This is a genomic window from Paenibacillus sp. CAU 1782 (assembly GCF_054551715.1).
This window is the reverse complement of sequence record NZ_JBTOLL010000028.1, coordinates 1-20,817: the sequence shown is the minus strand read 5'-3', so window position 1 is coordinate 20,817 and position 20,817 is coordinate 1. Positions and strand designations below refer to the sequence as shown.

General features: G+C 51.4%; 19 protein-coding genes. 9 read left to right on the top strand and 10 right to left on the bottom strand.

Annotation, left to right across the window (positions count from 1 at the left end):
* The first annotated feature begins 49 nt into the window (after positions 1-49).
* Entirely contained in the window at positions 50-904 is an 855-nt protein-coding gene (locus ACX93W_RS26445; protein WP_459395364.1) for a carbohydrate ABC transporter permease, read from the top strand.
* A 768-nt stretch (positions 905-1,672) separates the two neighbouring features.
* Here the strand turns inward: ACX93W_RS26445 and ACX93W_RS26440 are convergent.
* The 6 genes from ACX93W_RS26440 to ACX93W_RS26415 form a co-directional block, all read right to left on the bottom strand.
* Entirely contained in the window at positions 1,673-2,686 is a 1,014-nt protein-coding gene (locus tag ACX93W_RS26440) for an HAAS signaling domain-containing protein (RefSeq protein ID WP_459395363.1), read from the bottom strand.
* Positions 2,673-3,035, bottom strand: a complete 363-nt coding sequence (locus ACX93W_RS26435) for a PadR family transcriptional regulator (RefSeq protein ID WP_459395362.1) — start codon at positions 3,033-3,035, stop codon at positions 2,673-2,675. Before ACX93W_RS26435 ends, ACX93W_RS26440 begins: the two co-directional genes overlap by 14 nt.
* A 180-nt stretch (positions 3,036-3,215) precedes the next feature.
* Positions 3,216-3,953: a cysteate racemase gene (gene cuyB / locus ACX93W_RS26430; protein WP_459395361.1), complete on the bottom strand. Its 738-nt coding sequence runs from the start codon at positions 3,951-3,953 to the stop codon at positions 3,216-3,218.
* A gap of 55 nt (positions 3,954-4,008) precedes the next feature.
* Positions 4,009-5,142 (bottom strand): C39 family peptidase, encoded by a 1,134-nt coding sequence (locus ACX93W_RS26425; RefSeq protein ID WP_459395360.1) that lies wholly within the window; start codon positions 5,140-5,142, stop codon positions 4,009-4,011.
* Complete coding sequence (gene asnB, locus ACX93W_RS26420) at positions 5,139-6,980, bottom strand: asparagine synthase (glutamine-hydrolyzing) (RefSeq protein ID WP_459395359.1); 1,842 nt, start codon at positions 6,978-6,980, stop codon at positions 5,139-5,141. Before asnB ends, ACX93W_RS26425 begins: the two co-directional genes overlap by 4 nt.
* Before the next feature lie 281 nt (positions 6,981-7,261).
* Positions 7,262-8,740, bottom strand: a complete 1,479-nt coding sequence (locus tag ACX93W_RS26415) for a UDP-N-acetylmuramoyl-L-alanyl-D-glutamate--2,6-diaminopimelate ligase (protein ID WP_459395358.1) — start codon at positions 8,738-8,740, stop codon at positions 7,262-7,264.
* Between the two features lie 386 nt (positions 8,741-9,126).
* Here ACX93W_RS26415 and ACX93W_RS26410 point away from each other — a divergent pair, with 386 nt between their 5' ends.
* The gene (locus tag ACX93W_RS26410) at positions 9,127-9,321 is read left to right on the top strand and encodes a Spo0E family sporulation regulatory protein-aspartic acid phosphatase (protein ID WP_459395357.1); all 195 of its coding nucleotides are present in this window, start codon (positions 9,127-9,129) and stop codon (positions 9,319-9,321) included.
* 6 nt (positions 9,322-9,327) lie between these two features.
* On the opposite strand, the gene tadA is transcribed toward ACX93W_RS26410, so the two are convergent.
* Complete coding sequence (tadA, locus tag ACX93W_RS26405) at positions 9,328-9,792, bottom strand: tRNA adenosine(34) deaminase TadA (protein WP_459395356.1); 465 nt, start codon at positions 9,790-9,792, stop codon at positions 9,328-9,330.
* Positions 9,793-10,019: 227 nt separating this feature from the next.
* Here tadA and ACX93W_RS26400 point away from each other — a divergent pair, with 227 nt between their 5' ends.
* Both ACX93W_RS26400 and rluF read left to right on the top strand, forming a co-directional pair.
* The gene (locus tag ACX93W_RS26400) at positions 10,020-11,825 is read left to right on the top strand and encodes an ATP-binding protein (protein ID WP_459395355.1); all 1,806 of its coding nucleotides are present in this window, start codon (positions 10,020-10,022) and stop codon (positions 11,823-11,825) included.
* Between the two features lie 346 nt (positions 11,826-12,171).
* The gene (gene rluF, locus ACX93W_RS26395) at positions 12,172-12,873 is read left to right on the top strand and encodes a 23S rRNA pseudouridine(2604) synthase RluF (RefSeq protein ID WP_459395354.1); all 702 of its coding nucleotides are present in this window, start codon (positions 12,172-12,174) and stop codon (positions 12,871-12,873) included.
* Positions 12,874-13,024: 151 nt separating this feature from the next.
* On the opposite strand, the gene ACX93W_RS26390 is transcribed toward rluF, so the two are convergent.
* Both ACX93W_RS26390 and motA read right to left on the bottom strand, forming a co-directional pair.
* Positions 13,025-13,891, bottom strand: coding sequence for a flagellar motor protein MotB (locus tag ACX93W_RS26390; RefSeq protein WP_459395353.1), 867 nt, complete (start codon positions 13,889-13,891; stop codon positions 13,025-13,027).
* Positions 13,869-14,675, bottom strand: a complete 807-nt coding sequence (gene motA, locus ACX93W_RS26385; RefSeq protein WP_459395352.1) for a flagellar motor stator protein MotA — start codon at positions 14,673-14,675, stop codon at positions 13,869-13,871. The genes ACX93W_RS26390 and motA overlap by 23 nt, the downstream gene beginning before the upstream one ends.
* Positions 14,676-14,832: 157 nt before the next feature.
* Here motA and ACX93W_RS26380 point away from each other — a divergent pair, with 157 nt between their 5' ends.
* Positions 14,833-15,126, top strand: coding sequence for a hypothetical protein (locus ACX93W_RS26380; protein WP_459395389.1), 294 nt, complete (start codon positions 14,833-14,835; stop codon positions 15,124-15,126).
* A gap of 122 nt (positions 15,127-15,248) precedes the next feature.
* Here the strand turns inward: ACX93W_RS26380 and ACX93W_RS26375 are convergent, their stop codons facing one another.
* Complete coding sequence (locus tag ACX93W_RS26375) at positions 15,249-16,898, bottom strand: bifunctional metallophosphatase/5'-nucleotidase (protein ID WP_459395351.1); 1,650 nt, start codon at positions 16,896-16,898, stop codon at positions 15,249-15,251.
* A 182-nt stretch (positions 16,899-17,080) separates the two neighbouring features.
* Between ACX93W_RS26375 and ACX93W_RS26370 the strand changes: the two genes are divergently transcribed.
* The 4 genes from ACX93W_RS26370 (at position 17,081) to phnE (ACX93W_RS26355) (ending at position 20,596) form a co-directional block, all read left to right on the top strand.
* Positions 17,081-18,082, top strand: a complete 1,002-nt coding sequence (locus ACX93W_RS26370) for a phosphate/phosphite/phosphonate ABC transporter substrate-binding protein (protein ID WP_459395388.1) — start codon at positions 17,081-17,083, stop codon at positions 18,080-18,082.
* 101 nt (positions 18,083-18,183) lie between these two features.
* Complete coding sequence (gene phnC / locus ACX93W_RS26365; RefSeq protein WP_459395350.1) at positions 18,184-18,984, top strand: phosphonate ABC transporter ATP-binding protein; 801 nt, start codon at positions 18,184-18,186, stop codon at positions 18,982-18,984.
* Positions 18,981-19,793 (top strand): phosphonate ABC transporter, permease protein PhnE, encoded by an 813-nt coding sequence (gene phnE / locus ACX93W_RS26360; protein ID WP_459395349.1) that lies wholly within the window; start codon positions 18,981-18,983, stop codon positions 19,791-19,793. The genes phnC and phnE (ACX93W_RS26360) overlap by 4 nt, the downstream gene beginning before the upstream one ends.
* The gene (gene phnE, locus ACX93W_RS26355) at positions 19,790-20,596 is read left to right on the top strand and encodes a phosphonate ABC transporter, permease protein PhnE (RefSeq protein ID WP_459395348.1); all 807 of its coding nucleotides are present in this window, start codon (positions 19,790-19,792) and stop codon (positions 20,594-20,596) included. The genes phnE (ACX93W_RS26360) and phnE (ACX93W_RS26355) overlap by 4 nt, the downstream gene beginning before the upstream one ends.
* The last annotated feature ends 221 nt before the right edge of the window (positions 20,597-20,817 follow it).

Below are 20,817 nucleotides of genomic sequence, written 5' to 3'. Positions count from 1 at the left end.
TCCGCATAGAACACCAAGGCAATTCGCGAAAATTAAGGAGGATGCAACTATGAGCAGCGTCAAACGCAAGCGCCCCTTGTTCAACCGCTACATGGCGAACCGGGCGTTACCCTATATCGTTTTAAGCATCATTGGCGTATTGTTCCTGCTGCCGCTGCTATGGTTGGCGCTGGCTTCGTTCGATGCGAACGCCACTTTGCAACTGAAGCTGCCGGAGCAGGCCACGCTTGACAATTATGCAGCTACCATTACCAGCGCTGATAACCAGCGCTCCTTCGCCAACGGCCTGATTCTGGCCCTGGGACAAGCGCTGCTGGTTGTTATCGTAGCCGGTCTGGCTTCCTATCCGCTGTCCCGGTATCAGCTGCGCTACAAAAAGATGTTTATGTACATCATTCTATTTGCTACGGGTTTGCCGATTACGGCGGTGATGGTTCCTGTTTATAAATTCTTTATCGCTTTAAAACTTCAAGACGATTTGTTCTTCACCATCTTGTTCCTTACGGCTTCCGCTTTGCCGTATTCCATCTGGATGATGAAAAACTTCATGGATTCCGTTCCCGTTGAGCTGGAGGAAGCGGCATGGGTGGACGGTGCGTCGATCTGGACTACGCTTCGTCTCGTCATCACCCCGTTGCTGCTGCCAGGCATCTTTACGGTTGGCATCTATGCGTTCTCCGGAAGCTGGGGCAACTTCCTGGTGCCGTTCATTTTGCTGCAAAGTCCCGAGAAACTGCCTGCGGCGGTTACCATTTATCAGTACTTCGGGCAAAACGGCATCGTTCAATATGGCAAGCTTGCCGCGTTCTCTATTCTATACACCATGCCGGCTGTTATCCTCTACATCATCGGCCAACGCTTTATGTCTCAAGGCTTCAGCTTCGGCGGAGCCAATAAAGGTTAGCTTGTTAAAACGGAGGCTGCCCATACATCATGTGTTAACCGATCGCATTAAGGGCTGCAAGCGGAATGTGTGTCAACTGATTCCATCAAGGGCTGCACGTGGGAGATTTGCTCACTGATCGCATCAAAGGCTGCAAGCGGGACCCGTGCTAACTGATCGCATCAAAGGCTGCAAGCGGGACCCGTGCTAACTGATCGCATCAAAAGCTGCACGCGGGACATGCGCTTATCCATCACAAGCGGCTACCCTCATATCAAAAAAGCTTCCATTCCCGTTCACGGGTTGGAAGCTTTTTTTGTAAAGGCCGCGTTTGTGGTTTCCTGCTTGCGTAGACCTGTTAAAAGCACAAGAAGGATTAGCCTTACGGACTCGAAGAATTTTCTAACGGACAAAAATGGTCCTTAGAAGACGTTTGAACCGACCAGACCATTTCTACTGGTCATATCTGTCCATTAGAGCGTAAATGAAGCGGAAAATGTCAATTTTTTGGCTCTAATGGACAGATTTGTCCGTTACAAATCCATTTTGGCGAAAAAACGAGTGTAATGGACAGATCTGACCGTTAGGTGAGATACAGCGCAAGACAGCAGCCGATTACATGGAAAGCGGAAGAGTGCGCAACACGGCTGCACACCCCCAGAAACCCTCGGCCTAGAGTTACTGCCAGAAGGGTACATCTACTCTCCTTCAACCCTGCAACACGGCACGCAATTCCTCATGTTTCCCGTTATGGGATTTCTCTCTCGCGCCTTTCATGCCTTTCGCGCCTTAGCCCGCATCTTTGGTGCTGAACGTATTGTAAGCTTCGGAGCCAATATCGATCAAAGCAACGATGACGATGGCAAACAAGGCCCATTCCGAAACGCCTTTCCACAAGGAGGATACCGTATCGTAGCTTTCGGTTCCTGTGAACAATACCCCGGCATTTACCAGATGGTCAACGAAGCCTGAATTCCAGATGGCGGCATCCGCCAGAATCATAACGAGCAGCAGTGTCGACACAGCCGCTAATACGGCATGGGCCGCCAATAGCTTTACGCTTCTTCTGCGGGCAATAATACGCAAGGTTTCCTTCAATATGCCCAGCGCCCCAATGATCCAGACAAGCGGCCAATAGTGACGGAACACGTCTGATTCAAAAAACGGAATCGCAAACCTAGTCCCGTCCTGATAGGTCCAAACGCCAATCCAATCAATCGCATAGAGGCAAAGAGACATAAAAAGGATGGTCAAAAAGATATTAATGATAGGCTCGCGCATTTTAATCTGCGCTTTTGCGTGAGGGATTTGAGGGAGCGCGGAAGGTTTCCATTCGGCGTGGTTCTCCCCGTCGCCAATCGCATTTTTACTTTGGCGGTATTGCAGCCAGGCGAATATGAGCGTCACCCACAAGAAGCCTTGAGAGCCGGCGGAGTACAGGGAGCCTAAATAGTTAATGATTTTATCGACCGGATCACTTGGGGAAGCAAACGCGTCCAAAAACAATACGGTGGTCATGGCGATGGCAAGCGAGATAAAAACGACTTTAAGCGTGTCTAGATACGGTCCGAATAAGGCGGGACCAATAAAGTATCGCTTTTGTCCACGATATTTTGACGCCAGCGCATCGGGGTGTCCCAGTTCAAGAAGCACGCTTTCGACATCTCCCTTCGAAACGGCTCCTTGCGATCTCTCTTCCAGCATATCCGCAATCAAGCTGTTTAACTCCCGCTTAATATCGGCTCGCTGTTTTTCGGGCAGCTGCTGCGTAACGCTGAAAATATACCGATCAATCAATTCCATCCCGCATTCCTCCCGCACCTATAATTCCTTCCATACTGCCCATAAGGTTGCGCCATTCCTTGCAAAGCTCTCTGTATACGTCTCTACCGAAGGAGCTAAGCACATAATATTTGCGCGGCCGCGACTCATTGGTGTCCCACATGCTCTCCAGCAGCTTCTGGCTCTCCAGCCTGCGTAGCAGCGGATATAGCGTTCCAGGGTCAACGGCCAGCCCTTTCTCCTTCAGAACCGGGACCAGCGAATAGCCATATTGCGGTTCATCCAATAGCTGGCTGAGTACGCCGATGACAATGGTCCCTCTTCGCAGCTCGCTAAGCAAACCGTTAACCGTTTCATTTACTTCAGCCATTCCATCAACTCCTGGTTTTATTATACTGTATGACACACACTATTGTAAATGCCACATCAATAAGCGGAATTTATTACTTTTTTAAAAGGGGAGTCGTTCATTTCGAGGTTCCATTGTTGTCGGCGCACACCAAAAACCCCCCATCTAAGATAGGGGGTTAGATCGATTCCGGCAGGAGCCTTATTCCAACTCGTTGCTAACAGAAAGAGAATGCACCGTTTGCCTGCCCGACAGTGCAATTGCTTTTTCCACCAGCACTTGCATGGCATCGACGCTGACTTCCGATGCAACGGAGCCCAGCGTAATGCAGGAAAGCTCCGTGCAAGCCAGAATGACGCAGCAGCAGCCTTCGTTGCCAATCAGCTCCTGAATCAGCTCTTCCAGCTCTTCTGGAGAGAAATCCATATTGCTTTTGACATTGGTATAGATGATCTTCATAGCTTGCGCCTGCTGCCGTTCATCCGGTACATGGAGCTGAAGACCGTATTGATTGCATACCTGCTTATAAATGCCGCTTTTGATCGTACCGTTGGTGGCCAAAATGCCTACCTTGCTTCCTTCGCCGTAACGCTCATATACCAGCTTGACGGTTTCCTCGACCATATTAATGATCGGGATTGTTGTCATCTCCTGCATTTGCCGGTAAAAATAGTGGGAGGTGTTGCATGGAATGGCGATATGGGACACACCCGCGCGCTCCAGCAGTTTGAAGTCTTTGGAGACCGCCTCCAGAAACTGTTCCTCCCGGCCTTCAAGAATAACAGTGGTACGGTCAGGCAAGCTGGCATGATTCAAAATGACCATATCCACGTGATCCTGATCCCGATCCGCCACCGTATTCTCCAGCATCATATCGAAAAAAACGGCCGTAGCTTTGGGGCCCATGCCCCCGATAACGCCCAGGCTTGTCTGGTTCATGATTCAACCTACTTTGCAGTTATAAAATAGTTGCCCCTCCGAGGCCGGGCTGGGCCTACGGTTCCACAATCAGGGCGTGGCTGCCCATTAATTCATAGCTCTTGAAGAAAGTGTCCGCCGAATAAGATACCTGTCCTTCGAGCGGGTTCATTACATGAAGAGTATTGGTATCGACGTCGTAGCCGTTAAGAACAACAACGTGCAGATTGATTGGCGCATTGTACAGCTCGCCGGTATCGTTGAAATACCAGAAATAGCCGATTTTTGGAGCCGACAGATCCAGCGTGGTCCAAGCTACTACTGGAATGCCCTGCATCAGCTTTTCCACGATTTCTTCACGGGTGCTTCCCGTAATGTCGGTTACCGTATGACTGCCCCCGTTATCGGCGATATAAGCTTCGGCCGCATCGACGATAGGCGGCGCAAAGCTGAAGAAACCGCCCGGCTGCATTCGTGGATCGCCGGCATAAGCCTTGTTGGGATCAGGGCCGTAAAGCTTGCCGTCCTTGCGCACCCAACCTTCCTTGGGCAAATAATTATCCGCCATATCCAGCTTGTCCGCCGTATAGCCGTAAAAATTCAGAACGGCGGTCAGGGAGGTGATTTCGCAGCCGTTAGGCAGCTCCGGCTTTTGCATAATGACCGGAATTTCCATATAAGACTTGGATACGGAAACCGTTCCGTCTTCGGCGCGGGCAACCTCTTTGACATGCTCCATCAAGCCAAGGCTTATCGCAGTTGTTTGAGTTGGAGCGCCAATACTGACGGTTGTTTCGTATTGGTCGATGCTGTAGGCGCTCGAAGCGCCGGTCAGACTAACCGTATAGGAGGTGCCGTAATCCAGCAGGCCGGATTTTGCCGTACCGTCTGAGCCGGTTGCCAGCGTTTCCGCATTAGCTTCGGCTGAACCGGTTCCTTTTACGCTGATTTCGGCGCCAACCACCGGCAAACCGGTTTCTTCTTCCGTAACGGTAATGATAATGCTGCCTTGTTTTGGCTTTGGCGTCGGCGTGGGGGCCGGAGTGGCGCTAGCTGTTGAACTGCTGTTTACGGCCAGGGAAGCAGAGGATTGCCGCTCTCCGCCCTGGTCCGAAAAACGCATGACGATGATGCCTGTCAGCACGATCAACATCAGCGCAATGATGAGCTGAACGATTCTTCCACGCTGTCTTCCTCTGCTTTTCTTCATTCAAAAAACCTCTTGTACCAGATCAGGAACACATAAACCGTCCATATATATCTTGCATAGTTGGCTTCTCCGGAATAATGCTTTTCCAGATACGTCACAAGCTTTTCCCGGTGGAAGAAGATGCCGGCGGTTTCGGACTGAAACAGCTCTTTGACGATGCCATAATATTTTTCTTCACGCAGCCAGTGGCGAATCGGCACGGGAAAACCAACCTTTTCGCGGTTAGCCCACTCCTCCGGCAGCACCTCTTTGGCGGCGGTGCGAAGCGCGTATTTCGTATTTTCGGGATGAATGCGGAGCGGTGTCGGCAATTGTCCGGCAAGCCCCATTACCACTTTGTCCAGAAAAGGAACACGAAGCTCCAGGGAATGAGCCAGGCTCATCTTGTCCGCTTTGAGCAGAATATCGCCCGGCAGCCACAGCTTCATGTCCAGGTATTGCATTTTTGTCACATCGTCCTTGCCCTGGATGTTGGCGTAAACCTTCTCTGTAATGCTGGTGACGGAGGGACCGCCCCTGTAATCGTTTTTGAGCACGCTTAGCGCATCGGCTTCCTCGAATACTTTGGCTTGTCCGATAAAACGCTCCTCGACGGTTTGGCCGCCTTTCACCACAAACGCGGTAATTCGGTTGCGCGGCAGGCCTTTGGCAAATCCGGAAGCTGCTCGGCGCAGGCCGAAGGGCAGGCGGGAATATTTCTTCATTGCCGGAGTAGATTCGTACCAAGCGTATCCGCCGAATATTTCATCGGCTCCTTCGCCGGAGAGCACGACCGTAACATGCTTGCTCGCCAATTCCGCAAGAAAATAGAGCGGGACGGAGGAGGGATTGGACTGCGGCTCATCCATATGATATTGAATGGTCGGCAGCTTCTCGAAGCATTCTTCGGCGCTGATCATCTTGCGGTGATTTTCAATGCCGAGAATATCCGACAGTTCCTCGGCAAGATGGGTTTCGTTAAACATGCCTTCATGGTCCTTGAAACCAACCGAAAAGGTTTTGTTCGGCTTCAGCAGGGCCGTAATATAGCTGGAATCAATGCCGCCCGATAAGAAAGAGCCGACTTTAACATCGCTGATTTGGTGATAGTCGACGGATTCCGTCATCGTAGCTTTGATTTTTTCGACGTAATCCTTGAGAGTTCCGTCCTTGGCGTCAAATGTAACGTCCCAGTATTGGCGCGTTTCCAGCTGTCCATCCTTATAAAGCATATAATGGCCCGGGCGCAGCTTGTATACGCCTTTAAAAAACGTTTCGTCCAGCACGGAATATTGAAAGGTCAGGTATGGCTTCAGCGCGTCCTTGTTCAATTCCTTGACGAAAGCAGGCTGCTTCAGAAACGACTTGATTTCGGAGCCGAACAGCAGGCTTCCGTCCGTCGTATGCCGGCTGTAATACAGCGGTTTGATGCCGAAGTGGTCGCGGGCCAGGAACAACGTGCCGTTGTTGCGGTCCCAGATGACAAAGGCAAACATGCCGCGCAGCTTCTTCAGAATATCCGTGCCGTATTCCTCGTAGCCGTGAAGGATAACCTCGCTGTCAGTATGGCTGGTGAACTGATGGCCTTTGTCCAGAAGATCTTGCCTCAAGCTTTGATAATTATAGATTTCTCCGTTAAAAATAAGAATGCAGCTCTGGTCCTCATTGTACATGGGCTGGCTGCCTTCCGGGGATAAGTCGATGATCTGGAGACGCCGAAAACCTAGCGTTACCGATTCATCGGAATATACGCCCCCGCTATCGGGGCCGCGATGCACGATGGTATCCATCATGTCTTGAATGATGGCATGCTTGTCCGCCTCAAGGCGGCTGTCTGCAAATCCAGTAAATCCACACATAATGAAGTTGCCATTCCTTTGCTTAGATTTAAAAGCCGGAGAGGCGGCGCATGAATTGCCGCCATGCCGACAATATCACGAGCGCAAGCACAGTGTTGGGGCGCCACCGCAGGTGGGAGCAATAACGTTGCATTCCCGTCAACAACAGTCGTGAGCAGCGACGCTGCCTTCTCGTCAATCACAGGTGGAAGCGACGATGCTGCCTTCCCGTCAACACGGGGAGCAGCACCGTGCTGCCCACGCGGCGATTGCCGCCGCCCAAAACACTGCAGCCGCGCGCATCAAGCCTTGCCGCTAATCCACTCCTGCACAATTTCCGCTTCATTAAACGGAATTTCGGTTTTCCCGATGACCTGGGTTGTTTCGTGTCCTTTGCCGGCAATCAGAATGACATCGTCCTTGCGGCTGATGTCGATCGCGTGGCGAATGGCTTCCTTGCGGTCCACGATGCCGATATATTGCCCGCCTTCGGCGGCAACGGCTGCAGATACCTCCGCAATGATGGCGTCGGGGTCCTGATTTTTCGGATTATCGGAGGTGACGATGCTGAGGTCGGCGTATTGCGCCGCTACCTTGCCCATCGCGCTCCGTTTGGGACTGCCTTGCTCTCCGGGAGCGGCGTAAACGCCGAATACCAGAATCAGCCGGCCTTTCGTAAACGGCTTTAAGGTCGTCAGCGCTTTTTCCAGGCCGTCCTCGGTATGCGCAAAATCGACAACGACCTTGCGGTCATCATCCTGGTAAACGACCTCAAGCCTTCCTTTAATGCTGGAGACGGCACGGATGCCCCCGGCGATATGACGGGGCTGAATGCCTGCCGCATAAGCGCAGGCTACAGCAGCAAGGCTGTTGTAGACATAAATGAGTCCTGGCAGCTTTACCTGAATGTCGATGCTCCCGTCAGGCGTATGGGCGATATAAAACGTATGGTCGGCTTCCTGCCGGATATCCGTGGCGTAAACATCCGCCGTTGACTCAATACCGTATGTGACAAGTCTGGTTTCCCTGTCCTTCAGACGGTCCGCCAGCTTTACGCCGTATTCGTCATCCAGGTTGATGATGTTGGCTTCGGTGGTCATGTCGAACAACATGGCTTTGGCCTCGAAATATTCCTCCATCGTCCGGTGGAGCTCCAGATGGTCGGGCGTCAGGTTGGTAAAAACGCCGATGCGGAAATTGGTGGCCGCCGCGCGGTGCAGGCTGAGAGCATGCGATGATACTTCCATCACGCAGGAGGTAACCCCCGACTCCGTCATATCACAAAACATATGCTGAAGATGCAGCGATTCCGGGGTCGTTGGCGTGGTGGAACGAGTCGCCAGCGCCCGTCCTCCGGCCAAAGCTCCGATGGTGCCGATGACGCCAACCGTTTCCCCGGACTCCTCCAGAATGGATTTAATAAAATAGGCGGAGGACGTTTTTCCGTTTGTGCCGGTTACGCCTATCACCTGAAGCTGATCCGCTGGATTGCCGTAGAAAGCAGCCGCGAGATGGGCCATCGCTACGCGCGTGTCCCCGACCTTCAACACGGTAGCGGAACCTTCTGCCGCTACATCGCGTTCAACCAGTATAGCCGCAGCTCCAAGCTCGATGGCTTTGGCGATATAATCATGTCCGTCAACCGTAAAGCCGGCAATGGCAATAAACAAGCCCCCCGGCTCAACTTCGCGGGAGTCGAACGCGATGCCGGTAATCGGAACGTCGACATTGCCCGCGAGCAGCGTATAGGAAAGATCCTTTAATAAGGAACTCAGCAGCATGCCATCAGCCCCTTCATGTTTATTCTATAGTTAATGAGATCGAAGGCCCGTTGCCGGAAGCCTTCATCTATATGTTCTGTCTTTTTTCAAGGCCCGTATCGGGCCGGAGGCTTCATGTAGGGATGATTCCGCCCCGTACAGCGTCTTGAAGTCATTTTACTTCATCGCTTCTTATATTACAATTGTGCGCCGTCACACTTGGCGAAGGACAAAGAGTCATTCGGGACAATAGTCCTAGAAAAATCGACAATATCCTTAATTTGTCGAAAATTGCCTGAAATTTGGTGGAGGTTGTCGACAGATTTTTACAAAAACTTTTTGGCGCAAAGAGTATAATGGTACTATTCCACACCACGACGAGATAAGGAGCGTGCCTTTTAGCGAACATGGATAAAAATTACTTACTTGCTCAGCTGCAATCGCTTAGGCTAAAGCTTCATGAAATCGCCGAGGCGAGAGGCAGTTTGACGGACCCTGCCGTGCTCGCTATCAGTGAGGAGGCTGACCAGTTGATTGTTGCCCTGCAGCATATCCAACGCAGCGAAATCCAATTGCCAAGCAAAACAGAGAGTAAACAATAGAATAGATTATCGATTCCTCAGCCGTCGGAAAAATTGAGTGAGCAGCATCGCGCACTGAGACTGCAGGACGTCGCTTGTGAGCTCCGTTTCGTGGTTGAAACGGGGCTCTTGCAGCAGGTTCATAAGCGTCCCGGCGCAGCCGGCCTTGGGATCTGTCGTTCCGTACACCACCCGCTTGACGCGCGATTGCACGATGGCGCCCGCACACATGGGACAAGGCTCCAGCGTGACATACAGGGTGCAATCCAGAAGACGCCAGGCTCCGATGGCTTCGCAAGCTTGCCGGATGGCAACCATTTCCGCATGGGCTGTTGGATCGTGGGTCGTCTCGCGCAGATTATGGCCTCTGCCGATAATTTGCCCGTCACGGACGATGACGGCTCCGATTGGCACTTCACCGATGGCTTCGGCCTTGTGCGCTTCCGCTATTGCTTCCAGCATCCAATCCTGATCTTCTTGTTCTCTTCTCATGACTTCTAGGCTCCATTCACTTCATAATCAAAGGTTTGTACAACGAACAAAGGTTCCGATGTTAACAGGTAGTGGACAAAATTGTGGATAACTATTGACTTATCCACATGTTTATCCACATTAAGTCCACTGATGTGCATAACCTCTGTTGATGATGTTGATAGACTGTGTATAGGATTTGAGATATGCAACTATTGATTCATCTTCGCAAAAGGATGTGTCGTTCATTGTCGATAAAGTCGAAACTGTCCATCGTCATTACCCTCATGCTGGTTTCCGTGCTGGTGCTCTATCACCTTCTAAGTGAATACTCCATGGTTCAGGGAGTTAGAAATATACTGCTTGAATCCATGAAGAGCATCTCCGTGCAGTTAACGGAAAATATTGCGGAGTATGAAAAGCCGGGAGCAGCCGGCCAACCCGAGGGCCCCGACCATCCCGAAAAAATGATCGCCGTTCTTCAGAAGTTACACCCCGCCATTGTTGGAGTTTCGGTATACGACCGGCAGACGGGACAACTGCGGTACGGAAGCGAAAGCCGCTATCTAAATGCTATCAACGATGGCGCGGTTCCGCAAGCTGATGCAGGTCAAGATTTTGACTTAATGGAAGCGGCAGATGGGGACATCCGGCTTTATCTGACCCGTTATGAGCCGGAAGAGGGAGCTCCGTACGACATCATCATTTTGTATGAACAGTCCATCATCGAATCCATCGTAGCGGTCAAGCGTGATTACACCTTGCTGTATTCCGCTTTTTTTATGGTCGCCGCCATCGTTCTGGTGTATTGGCTGGTCGGCGTCATGATGCGTCCGCTAAAGGATATCTTATGGAAGGTGAATGAAGTATCGTCCGTACGCTTCCAGAAGCCGATTCAGATTCGGGGAAAGGATGAATTCGGACTGCTCGCGCTCAAAATAAACGCCATGTCTCAAAATTTGAGCATTTATATGAATAAGCTTCGGCGTGCTTTTGAGGAAAATCGCAATATGAAGGAGTACCTGGAATCCTTTATTAACAACTCCAACGATGCGATTCATCTGATGGACGTCGACGGGAAGGTGATTCAAGTCAACCGGGCGTTTGAGCAGCTGTTCGGTTACGAGGAATCGGTTGTGCTGGGCACTGTTCACCCGACCATACCGGAGTCGAACATTAAGGAAATTCGCCATATGCTGGAGCAGCTGAAAAAAGGAAAAAAGCTGCCTGCCCACGAAACGATGCGCGTGACCCTGGGAGGAGAAATGATCCCCGTCAGCGTCACGTTGTCTCCTATACGGGAAACCGACGGCAGAATTACGGGATTTGCAAGCATATGCCGGGACATGCGATCGCGCAACCGGATGGAAGAGCTGCTTCGCCGTTCGGAGAAGCTGACCACGGTTGGGCAGCTGGCCGCAGGCGTAGCGCATGAAATCCGCAATCCGCTCACAACGCTGCGGGGGTTCCTGCAATTGCAGCAGCAGAGCGGAAATCTCAATCAATCGCATGTAAAGCTGATGCTGTCGGAGCTTGATCGGATCAATTTGATCGTGGGAGAGTTTCTGATTTTGGCCAAGCCCCAAGCAACAAAGTTTGTAGCGAAGGATGTCAGGGATGTGCTGCAGGATGTACTGGTTTTTCTGGACAGCGAGGCCCATCTGCACAATATTGTATTCCGCCAAGTGTTCACGGAGGAGAATTGCGCTATCTCCTGCGAAGAAAATCAGCTCAAGCAGGTCTTTATTAATTTGCTCAAAAACGCGATCGAGGCGATGCCGGGCGGCGGAGTTGTCCATATTTCCGTTCAACGGAAAGGCGGCAGCGTAGCCATCAGCATTACCGATGAAGGAATCGGCATTCCGGAAGACATGATATCCAAAATCGGCGATCCTTTTTTTACGGCCAAGGAATCAGGGACCGGCCTCGGCATTATGGTCAGCCAACGAATTATCAACAGCCACCAGGGCACGATGGATATTCAAAGCCAGGTCAACATCGGCACTTCCGTCAAAGTGACCTTACCCGTCTTAAAGGATGCCGCGGCAGGGTAGAGAAGTAGTTGCATTGCTGGAAAAGTAGTTTTGGCATGAGCCGTCCTTTTTGGGCAGCAGTACATGTATTTTTAAAAAAAGCAGCGTTAGGCCAGAGTGTGAGGGGTTCAGGAGAAAAGCATATGCTTACGAAGCAACGTTCTTCTAGAACGTTTCAAGCGTTCGCTTGTGTTCCCGGATTTCACCATTTGAACAATTTATTCAGGCAAATCTGGGAACAACTGCGATCGGAAGAACTTCTCACACGCCGGCCCACACCGCTGAAGCTCTTTTTTAACATATATACATCATTGTTGCACAAAATCCGTTCCTGGTGTAGGATACGCATGAACGGGGTGAAGCAGCTGTGAGAATTAATAAATTCATTAGTGAAACGGGCTTTTGCTCAAGACGGGAAGCGGACAAACTGGTTGAAAGCCGCAAAGTGACCATTAACGGGATTGTGGCCGAATTGGGCAGCCAGGCTGAACCTGGCGATGATGTGAGGGTCAATGGCCGGCGCATCGGAGAGCGCAAGCGCACGGTTTATATCGCGCTTAACAAGCCGGTTGGCATAACCAGCACAACCGAGCTCCATATTAAAGGAAACATCGTTGATTTTGTCGGCCACAAGGAGCGTATTTTTCCGATTGGCAGGCTGGATAAGGATTCGGAAGGGCTTATTTTGCTGACGAATGACGGCGATGTGGTTAATCCGATCCTGCGCTCCGAAGGCAAACACGAAAAAGAATATATCGTAACGGTGGACAGGCCGGTGACGGATTCATTCCTGCGGGGCATGGGGAACGGAGTTCGTATCCTGGGCAGCATGACCCTTCCTTGCAAGGTGACGCGGATCGGGGAGCGAATGTTCCGTATTGTGTTGACTGAAGGGAAAAACCGCCAAATTCGCAGAATGTGCGAGGCGTTTGGCTACCATGTCCGTCAGCTGAAGCGGATTCGCATCATGAACATCATGCTTGGCGACCTGCCGCGCGGAAAATGGCGGGATTTGACGGAAGACGAGCGTTTGGAGCTGTTCAACATGCTCGACTACAACCCGAGATAACCGGCCATTACGGTTAACGGGCGCTGTAAACTGCCGTCGCTAACAAACATAACGGGTATGCAGGAAAACAAGAGCCGCCGGCAATTTCTCTCCAGGAGAAGCTGCCGGCGGCTCTATCGCTTATTTTCAATAATTCCGGTTTATGCGCAGCCTATTGCGAAGCTTTTAAGGTTTGCACATTTCGGGTATCGATATACGTATGGAGAATGGAAACCTCAACGCGGCGGTTTTTTGCCTTGTTCTCGACGGTATCATTTTCCGCTACAGGATGATTTTCGCCATAGCCGGTCGCGCTGACGCGTTTTGGATCAATATTTTCGTTCTCCAGCATAACGTCAAGGAATCGGACGGCCCGTATGGAGCTCAGATCCCAGTTGGAACGGAACTGGCTGTTGTTGATTGGCGTATCGTCGGTATGTCCGGCAACCACAACATCATAGTCGGGATATTCCTCAAGCATCATGGCTATCGCAACGGCCAGTTCTCTTGCTTCAGGCTTTAAGTTGGCCTGTGCCGGAGCAAACAGCGCATTGTCGCTGATCGTAATAACCAGCTGCGATAAATTCAGATGAGTTTCCAAATCGCTGACCAAGCCGTTTTTCTCAATATACGCATCGATTTTTTTCTTTAAATCCTCAAACTCCGCTTCCTCTCGCTTGATCAGCTCCTGAAGCTCGCTTTCGGACATTTGATCTTCCTGATTTTTCTGGTTCTCCTGGTTTTGCTGCTCTTCTTGCTCCTGGTTCTGGCTATCCTTGTTTTCCTCTTCCTCTTTTTTCTTCTTGTCGGCACTATCGCCATCCTGGGTGATGGAAGGCATATTCATAATGCCGCCACCGTCGTTTAATGCGATTTTGAAAGCTTGCGACATCTGCTCAAACTTCTTGATATCGACGGAGTTTGTGGCATAAAGCACGATAAAAAGGGCAAGCAACAGGGTTAGTAAGTCCGCGTAAGGAATAAGCCAGGATTCGTCTACATGTTCTTCGTGGTCATCATGCTTGTGCTTTTTGCTCAACGGCCCCTTCCTCCTTATCCCTCATTTGTTTCCGCTCCGTAGGGGTCAGGAAGACAGACAGCTTCTGGCTAATTGCAATGGTGGAAACGCCGGATTGAATCGACAAAAGGCCTTCCAGCATCATAAGCTTGATCTGAATTTCCTGCTTGGAAATACGTTTGAGTTTGTTGGCAAAGGGATGCCACAATACATATCCTGTAAAAATACCCAGCAATGTTGCAATAAACGCACCCGCGATAGCATGAGCCAGTTTTTCCATATCGCTCATATCTGCCAAGGCAGCGATTAGTCCAACCACCGCGCCGAGAACCCCGAGTGTAGGGGCATAGGTGCCGGCTTGCGTAAAAATCAAGGCGCCGGCCTTATGGCGGTCCTCTGTAGCGGCAATATCTTCAAGCAATACATCACGCACCAGATCCTGGTCATTTCCGTCAATAATCATGCGCATGCCGTTGCGGAGAAAGTCATCTTCGATTTCATCAACCTTTGCTTCCAGAGCCAGCAAGCCTTCGCGGCGAGTAATGGATGCCCAATCCATAAAACGTGCGATGAGTTGTTCGCGTTCAGGCAGCTGAGGTGCGTTAAAAATGATTTTGAACAATGCTCCGACTTTTTTAAGCTCGGACATTGGAAAAGCAATCATAACAGCAGCTACTGTACCCAAGATAATGATCAAGTAAGCGGCGGGATTTAATAGTGATGACAGACTTGCGCCTTTTACCACCATTCCGCCGAATATTCCGATAATCCCTAACACGAGTCCAATAATTGTTGAGTTCTTCATCTTACACCCCGTCCAGTATGTATTCTGCATTTTCTGCGCCGCCAAAGAAGAGCGACAGGCATTTGCGTTTGTCCACTTCTATTTATATCGTCAAAAGGGTATTCTGAGATTAGAGTAAACGGAATCCGTTCCGTAAATTTAAGGAGTTGTGAACAAAATGGGAGTGCGCCATGCCAGAGAATATAGCGAAATTTTAACGGAATTGACCGCTGCTGTGGGTAAAATTGGTGAAAATTATACATTTTTCGAAATGGAAAAGGAAGAATGGGATGCACTGGGCGAGGAAGAAAGAAGCGAAGTGATGGAAGCTCTGGCGGATGATGTGTTCTTCGGGCTGGGCGAACATCCGGTAATCGAGGTGGGGCAAGGAGCCGTCTCCTACAATAACAAGCATCATGTAATTGAGGTAACGCAAGGCGACAATGTTATCCAGATCGTACGTTTGATTTGAGGCAAAGCAAACGGCTCTGCCTCTCGGATTCGTCTGCCAGCTGTCCTTTTTTCGGCTGCATCGGTAACAAGCTTTAACGCTTGCAGCGGGATTCGACTTGTTTTCCCTACTACGGAATATGGTCAATCCCGCGGGGCTGTCACTCTCCAATTCCCCGTCTTCGGAACGGAGAGCGGCTGGTGATTGCGGATGTATCTTTCAACCAGAGCGGCCATATCGTCCGCGCCTTCATAGAGAACCGGCTTGCCGACATACATGGCATAATCCCCTCCGCCGGAAGCCCGGTAGTTATTCATGACGACGGAATATTCGCCGTCCATCTCCAGCGGCTGCCCGCTGCGCTCCAGCTTTGCCACCCGCGAGCCCGGAGGTTTTGCTATGTTCAATTCGTAATGAATACCGGCCCACATATCGTAATTGTAATGCTGCGGCTTGGGCCGCAGATAGTCCGGATTAACCCCGATCTCCCCCGTATCATTCATCGCAAAATAACGAGCGCTTTGCTCCAAGGCCTCCTTGATATCCCTTCCGCTCAGCCTAAGCACAGTCAACGTGTTGGGGTAGATAAAGTTGGATGAAATATCCCGGACGGTGATGCTTCCCGAAAACCCGCCGCCTTGTTCGCTCAGAAATGCCGCGCTTGATAATTCAGCTCCCGTAGCCTCCATCTGCACCTGATGGACAAACGACATAAAGGGATGCTCCCTAAGGCGAAGCAAAAAAGGATCGTCAACCGACAAATTACCATCTAAAACGCCGATGGGCTGGTCCAGCCAGGCCTGAGCCGCTGCTTCAGTCGTCTCCGTCAGCTCCATAACGGCACGATCCGGACTATTCCCTTCAGAGTCGGCTTCCAAAAGCCGGGCTTCCTTCTTCATAATGCGCCATCTTTCGCCTTCGCGCTTCTCCAGTTCAATAGCAATCCTTCCGCACGCCGCTCCCGAGACGCCGGGTTGGACAATGGTTACTCCGTTGATCTCGCCTGTTAAGCGGCGGTGTTGATGTCCGGTCAACAGCACGTCGATCCCTTCAACTTCCATGCATATGGCATAACCTTGGTTTTCGCCTGTCAATCGTTCGGTTGGCTCGCCGCTTTCGGGATCGCGCTCAAATCCGCCATGGTAGCTGACCGCCAGCACATCCGGCTGCTCATGCTCGTGAATGTGGGAAACCCAGCGGCGCACCGTTTCCAGCGTATCCAGAAACGCCAGCCCATGGATATGAGCGGGCTGCTCCCAGTTTGGAATGTAATGGGTCGTGACGCCGAGCAGGGCTACCTTAACGCCGGAGGATAACGTCTTGATCATATAGGGCGGTCCAAAAGCGGGGACCAGCCCTGCTGTAGGGGGATTCTCGCTAACAGGCGTTTGCCCCTCCAAAGCAACGATGTTGGCAGACAGCCATGGAAAGCGAGAATCCTGTACGGCTTTGCGCAGCAAAGGCAGGCCGTAGTTGAATTCGTGATTGCCGATGACCGCCGCATCGTAGCGAAGTTCATTCAAGACGTTGATAAAGGGATGAATATCCTCTTGTCCGGTAAAGGCAGCCGCGTAGGATGCCAGAGGGGAACCTTGCAAAAGATCGCCGTTGTCGATAAGCAGGAGCTCGGGAGACTTTTCCCGCTCGGAAGCAACGAGCGATGCCAACATGGCAAGGCCCTCACGGCGGGGGGCGTTTGTATTGTAATCGACGGGGCGAATTGCTCCGTGAATGTCGCTGGTCATCATGATGTCGCAGACGGCTGTTATGGTGTTGGATGGGTTAATTGGCACAGCGTTCACTCCCTGTATGGCTCGCTTTTTAGGCCGAGCGCGATAGTAATGAGGCTATTCTAGCAGATGCCGCAGCTCTTTACAGCCCTTCCTCAAATTTTACAAATATACGAAATGGATTTGACGTTTCCCAAATATTTCTTGCTTATAGTGGACAAGTGCACAAAAATACAAGAATCGTTTTGGAGGGTGTTCACTTGAAGAAGTCTGCTTTATTGATCTCTGTTTTGTTCCTGGTTTTGCTGCTCTCGGCTTGCGGAGCCGGCAACAAATCCTCAAGCAATGGCGCCAATGGGGGTTCGCCCAGCCCCGGTGCCGGTACATCGACACCTGCGCAATCGGAGGCTGCTCCCGAAGGTTATGCTCCGACTGAATTAACCGTGCAGTTCGTACCTTCCCAAAATGCCGAAACGCTGGAAGCTAAAGCGAAGCCGCTGGAAAAGCTGCTGAACGAAAGACTTGGCATCCCGGTTAAAGTTAGCGTTTCGACCGATTACAACACGATTATTGAAGCTATGGCTTCCAAAAAGGTGGATGTAGGTTTCCTGCCGCCAACCGCATACGTGCTTGCTAAAGAAAAGGGCGCGGCTGAAGTAATTCTGCAGGCGCAGCGCTTCGGAGTCGACGATGTGACGGGCGCTCCTACCGAAGATCTGGTGGACTTTTACAAAGCATTGTTTATCGTGAAAAAGGATTCGCCGATTCAATCCGTTGCTGATTTGAAAGGCGCCAAAATCGCTTACCAAAACGTAACGTCCTCTGCTGGTTATGTATGGCCTGCCGGACTGCTGCTGGATAACGGCATCGATCCGCTGAAGGATGTTCAACCAATCACCGTTAAAGGACATGACCAAGGCGTATTGGCTGTTCTGAACGGCGATGTGGACGCTGCTGCGATTTTTCAGGATGCCCGCAATATCGTAACAAAGGATTATTCGACTGTATTTGAAGAAACCCGCGTCTTGGCTTTCACTGAGCCGATTCCAAACGACACGATCGCCGTACGCTCCGATATGAGCGCGGAATGGGTAGACAAAATCAAACAAGCCTTCATCGACATCGGCAAAAATGAGGAAGGGCATGCCATCATCAAAGAAATCTACACCCACGAGGGTTATGTTGAGTCCAAAGACAGCAATTTCGAAATTGTCCGCCAGTATAACGAAAAAGTAAAAACAGAGTAGTAAGCAGCGAACAGGCCGGATCAGCGTTTCTTGCGCTGTTCCGGCCTTTTGCGCGTTGGATGGAAAGAAGGAACTATTTCCAAGAAAGAAGGCATGTTGTGATGATTGAGCTGCGCCAGGTATCCAAGGAATATCCCAACGGAACCAAAGGATTAAACAATATTAACCTGACAATCGAGCAGGGGGAATTCATAGCCGTTGTAGGGTTGTCGGGAGCGGGGAAGTCGACTTTGCTGCGTTCGATCAACCGGCTCCACGATATTAGCGAAGGCGACATCGTTATTAACGGCAAATCCATAACAGGGTCCTACGGGAAATCGTTGCGTATGATTCGGCGGGATATCGGCATGATTTTTCAAAGCTTTAATCTTGTCAAACGTTCCACCGTGCTTCGCAATGTGCTTGCCGGACGCGTTGGCTATCATTCGACGCTGCGCACGATTCTGGGGCGGTTTCCGGCGGCTGACGTGGAGTTGGCCTTCGGCGCGCTGGAGCGTGTCGGCATCGTGGATAAAGCCTATATCCGCGCGGATCAACTGTCCGGGGGACAGCAGCAGCGCGTGGCGATTGCCCGCGTTTTGGCTCAGGAGGCCAAAATCATTCTTGCCGACGAACCTGTCGCTTCGCTGGATCCGTTAACGACTAAACAGGTCATGGACGACTTGAAGCGCATTAATCAGGAGTTGGGCATTACAACGATCGTCAATTTGCATTTTATCGACCTGGCGCGTGAATATGCGACGAGAATTATCGGATTGCGGGCGGGAGAGGTTGTATTTGACGGGCCGGTATCGGAAGCAACGGATGAACGGTTTGCCGCTATTTACGGTCGTCCGATTCAGGAGGACGAGCTGCTGGGCAAAGGAAACGGGCCGACTGGGCAGGAGGGGATTACGGCATGAAGACGCAAATGGGCGCTCCGCAGAGCGCTGCCGTCTCGACCCGACCCAAGCCGCCGGAACGCACCAAGCATGTGTTGACCGCCGCGATCATTCTGCTGCTGCTCGTTGCCAGCGCAAAGCAGACGGAAGCCAGCTTTGGCGAGCTGTTTGAGGGAATTCCCAATATGTTGGAACTGCTTCGGGAGATGTTTCCTCCTCGCTGGAGCTATATGGACAACATCCTGCCGGGTATGCTGGAAACCATCCGAATGGCTCTGTTGGGCACAACGATAGGCGCGATAGGCGCTATTCCGGTCGCTATATTTTGCGCGGGCAATCTGACGCCCAATGTCTGGGTGTACCATCCCGCCAGGTTTCTGTTGAATCTGATCCGCACGCTGCCGGATTTGCTGCTGGCTGCGATGTTTGTTGCGATTTTTGGATTGGGGCCGGTTCCCGGTATTTTTGCGCTAGGGGTGTTTTCGCTTGGCCTGATCGCGAAGTTAACGTATGAAGCATTGGAAACGATTGATCGAGGGCCGCTTGAGGCGATGACCGCGGTCGGCATGAACCGGATTCAACTCATTGTATTTGGCGTGGTGCCTCAGCTCGCGGCGCAGTTCACGTCGTTTGTTTTGTACGCCTTTGAAATCAATGTGCGCGCTGCCGCCATTCTGGGCCTTGTCGGGGCGGGCGGCATCGGCCTTTATTATGAAGCTACGCTGGGATTTCTGGAATACGACAAGACCAGTGCCATTATTTTGATGACGCTTGTAATCGTGCTGTTGATTGATTACGCCAGCACCAAGCTGCGGGAGAAATTGCTATGATGAAACCAGAAGCCGGAGTTGTCCGGCCCAAACCGCGCAAAAGCCCGTTCCGCCTGATTATTGTGGTTGCGCTGGCCCTTGTCTACATCTGGGCGCTTTCCGGCGTGCCTATGGGCGGCTTCAAAGAAACCGCCGGCCAGGTGACGAAGGCGATCGTTGCCGGTATTTTTTCGCCGGATTGGAATTTCGTTTATTTGCCCGAGGGTGAGGATTTGCTGCGCGGTTTGCTCGACACGCTTGCGATATCAGTGCTTGGCACGGTCATTTCGGCTGTGCTCTGTATCCCGTTTGCATTCTGGGCGTCGCGTAATATGAGCCGCTTCAGATGGTTGACGGGATCGGGCAGAATGATGCTCAGCTTTATTCGCACGTTTCCGGAAATCATTATGGCGTTGATGTTTATCAAAGCTGTAGGACCAGGGTCTTTCGCAGGGGTGCTTGCGTTGGGACTTCATTCCATCGGCATGTTGGGCAAGCTGTACGCTGACGAGGTAGAGAATATCGATCCCGGCCCGTCGGAAGCGCTGCTGGCCTGCGGGGCTACCCGGCTGCAGCAGATGTGGTTTGCCGTGCTTCCGCAGGTCATGCCCGGATTTCTGTCCTATACGCTGTACCGCTTCGAAATCAATGTGCGCTCCGCGACGATTCTGGGCGTTATCGGCGCCGGCGGCATAGGCACGCCGTTGATCTTTGCGCTCAGCGCCCGCAATTGGCCTCGCGTCGGCATTATTTTGCTGGGCATCATCGTGATGATTACACTGATCGACCTTCTATCCGGCTACATTCGCAAAAAGTTGGTGTAAGCACAGAGCGGCTGGATTTGTTCGGGGCCGTTTTGCCATTTTCTGCCGGCTGCTCTACTCTATTATGCTGGCCGCTCTGCTCTAGTGGACATTAATGACTAAGCTTGCCCCACAAGAGTTCCAAGTTATGGATAAATGAAAAACAAGACTACTCAACGAAGAGGTAAGCCTTTATGATGGGAGAAAACCTATAGTGATGAGGCAGGGATAACCCATGACCA